The 11,290-nt window shown below is 43.5% G+C and carries 11 protein-coding genes and 1 pseudogene; 4 read left to right on the top strand and 8 right to left on the bottom strand.

Annotated features, from left to right (window positions below):
* Positions 1 to 20: 20 nt before the first annotated feature.
* Together AC5590_RS29345 and AC5590_RS29340 are read right to left on the bottom strand one after the other, a co-directional pair.
* Complete coding sequence (locus AC5590_RS29345) at positions 21 to 578, bottom strand: type I restriction enzyme HsdR N-terminal domain-containing protein (RefSeq protein ID WP_211178600.1); 558 nt, start codon at positions 576 to 578, stop codon at positions 21 to 23.
* 74 nt (positions 579 to 652) lie between these two features.
* Complete coding sequence (locus AC5590_RS29340; protein WP_169266827.1) at positions 653 to 1,543, bottom strand: alpha/beta fold hydrolase; 891 nt, start codon at positions 1,541 to 1,543, stop codon at positions 653 to 655.
* A gap of 196 nt (positions 1,544 to 1,739) precedes the next feature.
* Here AC5590_RS29340 and AC5590_RS29335 point away from each other — a divergent pair.
* Positions 1,740 to 2,651, top strand: a pseudogene (locus tag AC5590_RS29335) (aminoglycoside phosphotransferase family protein).
* A 198-nt stretch (positions 2,652 to 2,849) separates the two neighbouring features.
* Here AC5590_RS29335 and AC5590_RS29330 read toward each other — a convergent pair.
* From AC5590_RS29330 to AC5590_RS29320, 3 genes are all read right to left on the bottom strand, one after another.
* Positions 2,850 to 4,028 carry an RNA-guided endonuclease InsQ/TnpB family protein gene (locus tag AC5590_RS29330; protein ID WP_246163128.1) on the bottom strand — a complete coding sequence of 393 codons (1,179 nt, stop codon included), beginning with the start codon at positions 4,026 to 4,028 and terminating at the stop codon, positions 2,850 to 2,852.
* 214 nt (positions 4,029 to 4,242) lie between these two features.
* Positions 4,243 to 4,668 carry a hypothetical protein gene (locus AC5590_RS29325; RefSeq protein ID WP_169266826.1) on the bottom strand — a complete coding sequence of 142 codons (426 nt, stop codon included), beginning with the start codon at positions 4,666 to 4,668 and terminating at the stop codon, positions 4,243 to 4,245.
* Between the two features lie 27 nt (positions 4,669 to 4,695).
* Complete coding sequence (locus AC5590_RS29320; RefSeq protein WP_169266825.1) at positions 4,696 to 5,145, bottom strand: acyl-CoA thioesterase; 450 nt, start codon at positions 5,143 to 5,145, stop codon at positions 4,696 to 4,698.
* A 76-nt stretch (positions 5,146 to 5,221) separates the two neighbouring features.
* On the opposite strand from AC5590_RS29320, the gene AC5590_RS29315 reads away from it, so the two are divergent.
* A complete protein-coding gene (locus tag AC5590_RS29315; RefSeq protein ID WP_169266824.1) occupies positions 5,222 to 5,833 on the top strand; it encodes a TetR/AcrR family transcriptional regulator in 612 nt (203 codons plus the stop codon).
* Between the two features lie 55 nt (positions 5,834 to 5,888).
* Here AC5590_RS29315 and AC5590_RS29310 read toward each other — a convergent pair whose 3' ends face one another.
* Complete coding sequence (locus AC5590_RS29310) at positions 5,889 to 6,932, bottom strand: mechanosensitive ion channel family protein (protein WP_169266823.1); 1,044 nt, start codon at positions 6,930 to 6,932, stop codon at positions 5,889 to 5,891.
* Positions 6,933 to 7,147: 215 nt separating this feature from the next.
* On the opposite strand from AC5590_RS29310, the gene AC5590_RS29305 reads away from it, so the two are divergent.
* Positions 7,148 to 8,065 carry a histone deacetylase family protein gene (locus AC5590_RS29305; RefSeq protein ID WP_169266822.1) on the top strand — a complete coding sequence of 306 codons (918 nt, stop codon included), beginning with the start codon at positions 7,148 to 7,150 and terminating at the stop codon, positions 8,063 to 8,065.
* Between the two features lie 116 nt (positions 8,066 to 8,181).
* Here AC5590_RS29305 and AC5590_RS29300 read toward each other — a convergent pair whose 3' ends face one another.
* Positions 8,182 to 8,412, bottom strand: a complete 231-nt coding sequence (locus AC5590_RS29300; protein WP_169266821.1) for a hypothetical protein — start codon at positions 8,410 to 8,412, stop codon at positions 8,182 to 8,184.
* A gap of 168 nt (positions 8,413 to 8,580) precedes the next feature.
* On the opposite strand from AC5590_RS29300, the gene AC5590_RS29295 reads away from it, so the two are divergent.
* Positions 8,581 to 8,838, top strand: coding sequence for a hypothetical protein (locus AC5590_RS29295; protein WP_169266820.1), 258 nt, complete (start codon positions 8,581 to 8,583; stop codon positions 8,836 to 8,838).
* A 22-nt stretch (positions 8,839 to 8,860) separates the two neighbouring features.
* Here the strand turns inward: AC5590_RS29295 and AC5590_RS29290 are convergent, their stop codons facing one another.
* A complete protein-coding gene (locus AC5590_RS29290; protein ID WP_169266819.1) occupies positions 8,861 to 11,200 on the bottom strand; it encodes an FUSC family protein in 2,340 nt (779 codons plus the stop codon).
* Positions 11,201 to 11,290 lie beyond the last annotated feature (90 nt).

The following is an 11,290-nucleotide window of genomic DNA, read 5'->3' as shown; positions in this document are numbered from 1 at the left end:
TTGTACTCCTTATTTGCCTTTTACGGGTTTGTTCGGTTAGGTGCAAGATGTGAGTATACCCCTTTCTTGGTCAATTTAAGAAATTGGAACTCCCTACCATTGGTTAGAAAACCAAACACGGGTTTTCTAGAATCAGGACTGCCAAGTATATATGCCAGAACTTGAGGAATTGCTGCCTCTAGGGAGTATTGTGCGCGTTTTGCTTCAATCGTAATGATCCAAAACGGAGGATGAAATACCAAAATGTCTATTTGCCCGCGTACGATTGTGCCTTCATCTTCGGATACAATTTCTATCCCCTTTTCAGCAGTAATGTAAAAAGGCGGACGATAAAAACCTGCCAGCTTTAATAAAGGTGATAGTACAACCATTTTAACGACAGGTTCCAGAATTTCATATTGAGATAAATGAAAAAACTCACCCTTAACTTCGTCAACAAGTTGCTTTTCTAAGTCACTGAGTTCAGGCAAATTATCCTGCCAGTCTCGGAAAAATTGTTCGTCCTCTATACGTTCTAGCCCAAATTTTTCGCTTAAGTGAGCAAGATTAATATCTTTTGCTTGTATTGTTTGAACCATAATTTTATGATTTCACTTAAATAGGCGTAGTGATCAAGAAACTCAGTTTTAGAAAACCAAGTTTCTCTTGAAATTTACAAAGACGATAACCAGTCCGAAATCTGCTGATTGACAACATCTGGCACTTCATCATGAGGACAATGTCCAGCACCTGGAATTGGTACAATTTGGATATCTTTGCCACTTTCCCGTGCTTTTTCGTAAATTTTTGCCCCAGTGATTGGTGTCCAAGGGTCATCTGCACCCCATATCACCAGCAATGGGCGGGCGACTTTGGGCAAAAGTTCTATTGGAGAAGGACCGGGAGGTGCAGTGAGGATAGAGGTGAAAACTTGTTGCGCTCCTGGATCACAAGAAGGAGCATATAGTAAGTCTACCAATTCATCGGTGACGGCTTCCCGGTTACGGTAAACTTGGTATAGAGTACGGCGAATTTGGGCTTTTTGACGGATGCGGTTGAAGACAAGTGCTCCGGTGATGCGCGATCGCACCAAAGAGTTAAAAGCTCCCATCACGATGCGTAACGGCGGGTTCAACTCGTGCGATCGATGGCTTAATCCACCTGCACAGTTAATCAAAACGCCACCTGCAGCTATTTCCGGATGTTCCGCCACCACTGTTAAGCTCAAAAGTGCACCAATCGAGTTCCCGATAAATACAGCAGGTTCAGTAATGTGTGCTGTCCAAAAATCCTTGAGCAATTCCACCCACAGTTCTACAGTATAATTTAACGGAGCTTTATCAGAACCACCAAATCCCAAAAGGTCAAGAGCAAAAACTCGGTAGCCACTGGCTGCTAAAACGGGGATATTTTTCCGCCAATGTCCAATAGAAGCACCAAAGCCATGAACCAGTACAAGGGGGCGTCCAGTACCCATGACAGTGTACTGGATTTTGTGACCTTGCCAAGTCCAAAAGAGTTTTTCAAAGTTGGGTGTTACTTGCTGCTGAGTTGTTACAGTCATTATTAAGATTCTTAACGTTTTTCCTCATATATTCATTTTCTCTAATTTCAAAGGATTAGGAACAACGTGCTAATATCATGTCTGGATAAATATAAGTCAATTACGTAAGGGCAAAGCGTGCCCTCTAGGCGTAAAGAGCGGAGCGTGTATTGAAAGTATATCCGTCCGCCATGTTGGAAGATTATTAAAGGTGCCTATGACTTCTGGCAAAATGCATGTTGACGAGGTAGACACCGACGCATCACTCGTGAGCCGGTTGCTCGCGTCGCAGTTCCCGCAGTGGGCCGACCTTCCCATCGAGCCGGTTCAGTCCGCTGGCACAGACAACGCGGTCTATCGTCTTGGCGATGACATGGCTGTGCGACTACCCCGCATCCATTGGGCTATCGGTCAGGTGGAGAAGGAGCACCAGTGGTTGCCAAGACTTGCCTCGTTCCTGCCGCTTACCATCCCCATTCCGCTCGCGATGGGCGAACCCGGCGAGGGCTACCCCTGGCAGTGGTCGGTCTATCGGTGGCTTGAAGGCGAGAGCGCGACGATCAAGCGGATTGCTGATCCACCTCAGGCGGCGACGGATCTGGCGCAATTCATCACCGCTCTGCAACAGATTGATACCACAGGCGGACCGCTAGCTGTGGATCACAACTTGCGCGGCATTCCCCTAACAAGGCGAGACACGGGAACCCGTCAGGCAATTGCAGCCCTACATGACACGATCAATGTTGATATAGCAATGATCGTGTGGGAAGCCGCCCTTCAGGCACCCGAATGGGATCGCGCGCCTGTCTAGTTCCACGGAGATTTGCTACCCGGGAACCTGCTGGTCGAACGGGGTCGCTTAAGTGCCGTCATCGACTTCGGGGGTCTGGGCGTGGGAGACCCCGCCTGTGACTTGATAATCGCATGGGGTCTGTTCTCCGGCGAGAGCCGCGACGTGTTCCGCGCAGCACTAGCGGTTGATGACGCGACGTGGGCGCGAGGTCGGGGTCACGCACTGTCCCAAGCGGTGATCTTCATCCCATACTACTTAAACACCAACCCTGTGGGAGTTGGCAACGCCCGACGCATGATCGATGAAGTTCTTGCCGACTATAGGGCGAGCAATTGAGGGAGCCTGCTCCCGCAGATGTCGTTGAGTAGTTTGAACCTTCCCAACAATGGCTTGTACCGGACGCTTCGCCGTCCGTAGCTCTGCGGCAATAATAATTATCATTATTGTTTAGGTGTGGATTCTTGATTTTTTTGATTAATTTATTCTTTGGAAGTTCCAAAATCTAAGATTGGGTAATTTGACATACTCCCCGCCCTACAAGTGCGGGGATTCTTGACGCTTCACTGAGATGTGCTGGCAAGCCAGTCTTACCTTCTCTGTGCGTCCATTTAGAGTCGGGCAATGCCCTATCCCGACTTTATTTATATTTTTCGCTGCGTTCTCGTCTCTGTCCTGTTCCGTTCCACAGTTTAAGCAGAGAATAGAACGAATTGATAGATCAACTTTACCCCACCTAAACCCCCAATCAAAACAGATTTGGCTGGTTGGCTCCCATCGACTAATAACGCGAAATGTTCTACCCAGCTTTTCAGACTTTGCCTCACAAAATGTTCGGAATTGACGCCAACCTTGCAAGCTAATCGCTCGCGCTAGTTTGCGGTTCTTAACCATTCCGGATACATTCAAATCTTCCAAGACAATTGTCTGGTTTTCACTAACCACTTTGGTTGATAGTTTGTGCAAGAAATCTTTTCTGGTATCAGCTACCCGATTCTGCAACTTGGCTATTTTAACTCGGGTCTTATTCCGACGCTTTGAATCTTTTTGTTGACGCGCTAACTGGCGTTGTTTGCGTCGTATTTTCTTGTCTAGCTTTGAGTAGTCGGGACTGACGGCTTTTTCACCATTGCTCATCACTGCAAAAGTTTTTATTCCCAAATCAATCCCGATGCTTTGGTTTTTGGCTTCGACTTGAATGGGTACAACTTCTACTACGAAACTGAGAAAATAACGATTAGCGCAGTCTTTTATTACTGTTACCGAGCTTGGTGCTGATGGTAACTGTCTTGACCAAATAGGTTTAACATTACCAATCTTAGCCAAGTAGATTTCTTCATTTTTTATTGAAAATCCACCAATTCTAAAACGGGCAGATTGCTGATTTGTTCTTTTCTTAAACTTAGGAGTGCCTATTTTCTTTCCTTTCCGCTTACTTTTGAGTGAATCAAAAAAGTTTTTGTAAGCTACTCCTAAATCAGCGACCGATTGTTGTAACGGGATGTTTGAGACATTTGCCAACCATTCACGTTCTACTTTTTTCTTTGCTTGTGTGATGACAAGTTTCTGCAAATCGTTGTTACTTGGCAGCTTCTCCGATTGTTTGCAAATCGCCAGCGCATCATTCCAAACTGTCCGAACGCAACCGAACAATTGAGCTAAACTCACTTGTTGCTGACTGGTTGGATAAAATCGGAACTGATATCTGGCTTTCACTGTTTTCTTTTAACTCTGTTATCATTGTATAGCATATCGACATACAAGCGCAATGAATAAAAGCGTATTTTTTCGTTTGACAGAAGGGGAACTGGCACATCTAGAAGAGTATTGCCAAATATCTGGAAGAACTAAGTCTGATGTGCTTAGAGATCTCATTCGGAAACTGAAAATCAATAAAAAGCTGTCCTAGAAGGACGGGGCTTGTATCCCATTAATTACGGTCAACCGGACTAAGCTCTCGTCGCCACGGTTTGAGAATCAGTGCTGACCAAAAAAGAAATCCCAATATAGCCAAACCAGTCAACCCATCAGTCCAAATAAAGAGGTGCATCTTCGCTGAGAACTTTGACAAAGTTCCATAAAGGTAATGCCCTAAGCTTGATAAACCTGTTAATGAGTAGACGAATAGACAGCTATAAGCAAGCCAAAACTTTCGGTATTTATACAACCAATACCCAGTGATGCCCACTGCTGTAAGAATAAGCCACGATTGATAAATTGAAGGGGCTGTAATCCATTCAGGTTGGGGATATTGCTTGATGAATAGATAATTATCAGTGAAATGAATGCCTGTAGAAATAATGCTGGTAAGAAGAAGAATTTTCAGTAATTTCTGATGGTTAACCTCAAGATTCATAATTAGGTTTCCTCAAATTGAATATTTTTAGCTGGATATCAGCGATGTTGTACGTTGAGCATCTCCCATTGAATCCACGTAAGGTGCGAACAAAGAACGTTCCTCTGGACGCAACCGTCTTGGACGCATCGTTTGTGTATCCACAAACAATCCTTTTTGCCATCCCTCTGCTGCCAGTGTTCCTTGTTCTTTATAAAACTGGAACTGCATAATAGCAGATGCGTTTTTCAGTTCTGAGACCCACATTTCCATCCGCACGCGATCGCCCAAATAAAGCGGCGATTTATAAGTGATGTTCGTTTGAACCAGCACCGGAGCAAACCCTTGCTGAAAAATTTCTTGCGTTGGCATTCCAACGGCTTCCAACAGTTTTGTCCGTCCAATTTCCATCCACTGAATATAGACAGTGTTGTTCACGTGTCCAATGAAATCAATGTGGAAAGAATACACCTCTAACTCAAAGGAAATCTTTTGCATCCTCAATCCTTAAAGTCACTGTTCAGTGACAATGTATCATAGTCACCAATTGGTGACAAGTAGATGAGAACGATTTATGGCTAGGGATAAAGAAGAAACGAAGGCACGAATTCTGGCAGCCGTTGGTAAACTATTGGCAGAATCGGGCTTTAAGCAACTGGGGGTGAATGCGATCGCCCGTGAAGCCGGGGTCGATAAAGTCTTGATTTATCGATATTTTGAGAACCTCCCCTCCCTGCTGGAAACCTTTGGCAAGGAGGGGAACTACTGGATGAGTGTTGAAGAATTAGTTGGGGATGAAACAGCCGTCGATGCAGAATCGACGGCTGAGTGGATGGTTTTGTTATTGACGCGCTTTCTACATGACTTGCAAAAACGACCTATTACGCAAGAAATTATGCGCTGGGAGTTACTAGAAGGCAATGAGTTAACGCATGAATTGGCAACAGTGCGCGATCGCGTGGCGATTGAAAGCCTGGAATTTCTCAAGCAAAAGTGTTCCTTCCCGGCAGATAAAGATATTCCTGCTATCAGTGCGGTGTTGATTGCTGGAATTGCTTATCTAGTTCTGCGAACCAAAGTCAGCAATACATTCTTAGGAATTGATTTTAGTTCACCAACCGGATGGCAGCGGATTGAAGGGGCGATTGCATCTTTGATTCAGCCAATGGTTGAAACTGAGGAATAAAGCAGCTTCTCTATATACTGAGATCTTGCACTATTACGAGTAAACCACCAATTTATCATTCCAAAGTCATTGCTCCATTCTTACTTCCATTACCTTGCAGATAAATATCTCTAGCTGGGAAGGGAATCGTAATTCCCTCTTTCTGATAGCGTTTGTGTAATTTCTTAATAAATAAATGCCTAGCCAAGCGCTGGTCAAAGAATTCATTGACCCGCATATAGAGGGTAAAATTTATACTAAAATCTGCAAATTCGTTAAATCTTATATAAGGTGCATTTGCTGTTAATTCAGGAGCGATTTCTTCCATGACTTCTTTAGCAACTTCTACAGTGACTTTTTCGACTTGTTCAAGGTCGCTATCATAGCTCACTCCCACGTTCATCGTTAATGTAATTTCTTTGACTGGCAGATGATAGTTAGTGAAAATAGCAGAGGCAAGCTTAGAATTTGGTACTATTATGACGTTATTAGAAAGCTCTTTGATAGTGGTATTTCGCCAAGTTATATCTGTAACGTATCCTTCATGACCACCACCATCTAATTTAACATAATCTCCCGTTCTGACTTGCTTAGAAATAATTAAATAAAAACCAGAAAACAAATTTGCTAGTGTATCTTGAAGTGCGAGACCAACTGCTAAACCACCAACACCTAAAGTTGTTAATATTGGTGTAATTTGAACTCCTAGTGTTTGCAATACAATTAATGTTCCTAAAACTAAAACGGCAGTTTTAGCAACATTAGAAAGTAGTGAGGCAGAAAAACCATCTGCTCTGCGAAAAAATAAATTGACAAATCCAGCAGTGAGTCTAGCAAAAACAATAGTAAATGTGTATAAAAAACAGCCAGTGATAAGTTTTATCAATAATGCTGCAACATCTGCTTCAGGACGGTAACTAACTGTTGCACCGTAAAAGCCAGCAAGGAAGCACCAAAAGAAGGGCATACGGTTTAGGGAACGAAATATAACTGCACTTCCCGGAATTCGTCTACTAGTAACAAATTTGTGCAGTCTTGTAAAAATTATTTTTTCGGTTATAATTCCACCAAGCAAGCCAGCCAAGATAAATACAAGTGGCAAAATCCAATGTTGTATCATGACAATTTTTAATTTTCAATTTTGAATTTGAGATTAAGATTGGTCAATTGTTTCCTTGTGCAGTGTAAATAAAACACGTGGAATCTACGTAAATTCAATTATTGAGTAGACAGAAAAATATTACTCATTTTCTCGTATTGCGTCGAAACAACTAAATCAACGCAATAATATCTCTTGGTGTTTTGATCGTCAAAACTTTTTACAACAGTGAGTTCATGGATCTGCCGATAGTCTACCACCCTGACTACGTTACCCCACTACCTGAAGGTCATCGCTTCCCGATGCCAAAATTTCGGCAACTGTATGAACTATTATTAGCAGATGGCGTGGCGCAAAAAGAACAATTTTATCTGCCCTCACGCCCACCAGAAGAATTAATAGAGTTAGTTCATACCCCAGAGTACGTGCAAGCTTATTGTACAGGCACTCTGGATGCCAAAGCACAGCGACGTATTGGGTTACCTTGGAGTTCCTCACTGGTTAATCGTACATGTGTCGCCGTTGGTGGAACAATCCTGACGGCACAATTAGCCCTCAAGTACGGTTTGGCTTGTAACACTGCTGGTGGTACTCATCACGCCTTTCCCAGTTATGGATCTGGTTTTTGTATTTTCAATGATTTGGCAATTGCAGTTCGAGTATTGCAAAAACTCCGCCTAGTTCAGAAAATCTTGATTGTAGACTTAGACGTGCATCAAGGGGATGGTACTGCTTTTATCTTTGAAGGGGATAATAGTGTTTTCACCTTCTCTATGCACTGCGAAGTCAATTTCCCTGGAACTAAGCAAAAAAGTGATTTGGATGTTCCCCTACCTGTGGGGATGGAAGATGATGCTTATCTGCAAACATTAGCTCAATACTTACCAGATTTGTTGTCTGATGTCAAGCCAGATTTAGTGTTATACGATGCTGGTGTTGACCCTCATATTGGGGACAAGCTAGGAAAATTAGCCTTAACTGATACTGGTTTATACCGCAGAGAAATGCAAGTGTTGAGTACTTGTATTGCGGCTGGCTATAGAGTAGCCTGTGTGATTGGTGGTGGATATGCGGATGATCTCAAATCACTTGTGTATCGTCACTCCTTAGTGCATCGGGCTGCGAGTGAAGTTTATCAGCAATACAGACTTTGACCTTCGTAAATAATTTAGTCTAAACTCCAGTGTGGTTTACAAAAGCAAAAGGGGCAGACATCGTTCCAGGTGTCCGCCCAAGAATGTATCTTTATTAATAGCTGTACTAGAATTAACTAGCTGTTGGGAGACTGAGTTGATGAATGTTGGTCAAGCAGACCCTCTTCGAGCATACATCGAATCACCCACTGCCGAAGCTTCTCTGAGCGGTTAGGAAGAGTCCTTAAGACTGCATCAACTTCAGGTGGAAACTTACAACCAATAACTTTAACGTCGCCACCAATATCCTTACCTTGTGATACAAAGCCTCGGTGACCTTTTACTGCCTTACCATAAGTGTGTGACATAAAAATATATTTTTTACTCTTGACTTATAAAATAGGTTAACCTATTCTAAAAGAGGTTTAATAAATACAAAGGTTAATAACCAGCCCCACCACTCCTGTAAAAAGTTTGGCGGTGGGATTTGAACAATACCCAGACCAAGACGTTAATCATCGGCTTGGACATTTATCATGTACAAACATATTACCAAAACTTTCAATAAAGTCACAATAGGTATGCTGCGCCATAACGTGAAAGACCTGCTGGGCGTACTAGATACCAAATTGGTCAAGAAATGGGCAATAGAACATGGGATGGGCAAGTTGGACATGCGGCGCAAGTACTGCTGGCAGATGGTGTTAGATGCCATATTCGTAGCGACCTTCAAAGGTGATAGAAGCTTGTGCAGTATGGGTTATGGACAACAAGAGTCGGCTTTGGCTGCATAGGAATGAACGATCCCGCATCCGATTAACTACGTTTTGAGACGACACGAGCAATGACACAGTGCATAACTTTAATTTCATTAACAATTCGATCCAATTCTATGGATAGAGGAGTTTGTTCTCGAACGGCTTGTAATGTGGGAGTTAAGGTGTTGGAATTTCTGGCAATCTCTGATAAACGAGCTGTATGTAGCTGTTCAATTTGATTGTGAATTGCTTCAAGATAGCTATCCAGCGCTGGTAACTGTTGGGGTGGCTGTCCCTGGCGAAGGACATCTGCTAAGTTTTCCAAAATGTGGATAATGGTATCGGCAAGTGGTTTGAGTTCAGTAAATTGGTACTCACCACTAAATTCCCGCAGATGTTCTGCCAGAGTTGTCACCGAACTAAAAAAGCCACGAATGTATACCATCAGCGTCATTACAGGTTCGATTTCTCCCTGGACGTGACGAGGTTCGCTGAACAATCGTTGGGCGGCGGCGGCAGCGTTGACGTTTTCTAATGCCGCTTGATGGCGTAGCATATTGATAGAATCAGCAGATGCATCCTGGTGTGGATGGAGATAGTTAGCAATGACCTGTTGAAAGTAGGCAAGATTTGCTCGAATGGTCTTTTCCAGTTGTGCAGGAAGTTGGTGTCGTTCCCAACGGGGGAAAAGCAAATAGCTGCCAAGCAGTGCTAAAACACCCCCAACTAGGCTATCAACGATACGCAATACTCCAACCTGCCAGCCACCTGCACTAATAAGATTGAGTAGCAAGATGATTGCAGGAGTGAGCAATATAGTGAATATGGTATAGCTTAATGGTCGCACCGACATAGCAGTAAACACGAGCAGCAGGAAACAGAGTGCGTTAGCGAAGCTTTCCGTTGGCATAGCCGCTCCGGAGGAGCTAGGACTCGCCAAAGAATTCTTGACTAATAAGATCAGAATAATGCCAATAATTCCACCCAAAATAGTACCGATGACTCTTTGTACTGTTGTCTCGGATGTTCCACCATAGTTGGGCTTAAGCGCAACTAAAGCTGTTAGGGTTATCCAGTAACCTCTAGGTAGTTGCAATAGTGAAGCAAGTAATTCAGCCAGGGTTGTGATCAGTGCTAGGCGCAACGCATGACGAAACAGGACTGAATCAAAAGTAAAGTTATGCCGCAGTGTATCAATAATTGTAGAATGTTCTGACTGTGCTGGAGGGGAAATATCTCGCTGGGCAATGCTGCGCTGTTTTCCCTGTCTTAAATCTGTAACAATTTCCGCATCAGTATGAATTTGCTGTGCCAGGTTTTTAAGACTGGCTGTAATTTTCCCAAGGTTGACTAGATCGGAATATTCGTCTGTCTGAATATTTATCTTCTGATTGAAGACTTGAGAACGCAGAACTTTCCACTGGTGTTCTAGTGCTTCAACCGTCCGATCCAGATCCCCCAGGTGAGGTGAGTTTTTTCCTTTGGTGATTGCTTTTGACAACATTTTCAAACCAATTGCCAACTGTTGTATGACTTGCTGAATTTCTTTGTCTAACCGAGGAAATAGTTGATGTTCGGATGCAATCACCAACAGTTCCCTCAGTGCTACAACAGAATTCACAATTTGATTGACAGCCTCAATTAACAACAGTAAGCTATTTCCCCGTAAGTCAGCTCCTTTTTGCCTAGTCCATATAGTTGTCCAAACGCTACGGGCAGATGTCAAATCTTGAATAACAGTATCTTGCGCTTGCAAAAATCGCTGTTCCCACTCCAGACGATCCTTTGGATTTGATGTTCTCTCGCTTGCCAAATCCACAAATTTACTCAAGGAGAGATAACAGTTAGCGACTACCTGCATTGCAGGTACGTTAGGACGCACCACCCATACTCCTAATGACAACACAGTTGTCCATGTTCCACCAGCCAGACAGAGTGCGCAGTGTTGAATAAGAGTAGAGAAATTGGAAAATGAAGCAAATCTAGCAAGCGAGATCACAAACATGATCGAAGTGACCAAGCTAACAGATGCAGCCACGCTGCCATACAGTCCAGCTAAACCTGCTATAAATATCACAAGGAATGTCGTTGGGACTGCTAAAGCGAGATGACTGCTAACCAGACTCGCGATCAGGAACACCGTAGTTATCCCCACAGTGGCTGCTATCATAGCAGTTGCTCTCTGGCGATAGGTTCCGTCAACATTTACCATACCAACGAACCAAGCTGCCATAGTGGCGATCGCACTTGTAGCAGCATGACCTGTAATGACTCCAACTCCAATAGGGACACCCAGTATAAAAAGGCTACGTAATCCGGAGAAAATGGCGGGCTTACCTGGCTTGAGTTGAAACTGCTGCAACAACCACAAGAAAGGACGTTTATCTGTAGATGGCATTTATTAGGCTGGCGATTGTAAATGAAAAAAGTACAAAGCAGAACGCCTCTTACAGAATTTTAGCCAGATAGAACTGTGTAGAGGAATATG

It is taken from the genome of Brasilonema octagenarum UFV-OR1 (genome assembly GCF_963888615.1).
Taxonomy (GTDB): Bacteria; Cyanobacteriota; Cyanobacteriia; order Cyanobacteriales; family Nostocaceae; genus Brasilonema; species Brasilonema sennae.
This window is presented reverse-complemented; position numbering and strand designations above follow the sequence as displayed.

Excerpts from the sequence above, each read along its gene's own strand:
- AC5590_RS29305 (WP_169266822.1), top strand. The coding sequence starts at position 7,148 with ATGGATCTGCCGATAGTCTACCACCCTGACTACGTTACCCCACTACCT.
- AC5590_RS29315 (WP_169266824.1), top strand. The coding sequence starts at position 5,222 with ATGGCTAGGGATAAAGAAGAAACGAAGGCACGAATTCTGGCAGCCGTT.
- AC5590_RS29340 (WP_169266827.1), bottom strand. The coding sequence starts at position 1,543 with ATGACTGTAACAACTCAGCAGCAAGTAACACCCAACTTTGAAAAACTC.
- AC5590_RS29300 (WP_169266821.1), bottom strand. The coding sequence starts at position 8,412 with ATGTCACACACTTATGGTAAGGCAGTAAAAGGTCACCGAGGCTTTGTA.
- AC5590_RS29310 (WP_169266823.1), bottom strand. The coding sequence starts at position 6,932 with ATGATACAACATTGGATTTTGCCACTTGTATTTATCTTGGCTGGCTTG.
- AC5590_RS29290 (WP_169266819.1), bottom strand. The coding sequence starts at position 11,200 with ATGCCATCTACAGATAAACGTCCTTTCTTGTGGTTGTTGCAGCAGTTT.
- AC5590_RS29345 (WP_211178600.1), bottom strand. The coding sequence starts at position 578 with ATGGTTCAAACAATACAAGCAAAAGATATTAATCTTGCTCACTTAAGC.
- AC5590_RS29295 (WP_169266820.1), top strand. The coding sequence starts at position 8,581 with ATGTACAAACATATTACCAAAACTTTCAATAAAGTCACAATAGGTATG.
- AC5590_RS29325 (WP_169266826.1), bottom strand. The coding sequence starts at position 4,668 with ATGAATCTTGAGGTTAACCATCAGAAATTACTGAAAATTCTTCTTCTT.
- AC5590_RS29320 (WP_169266825.1), bottom strand. The coding sequence starts at position 5,145 with ATGCAAAAGATTTCCTTTGAGTTAGAGGTGTATTCTTTCCACATTGAT.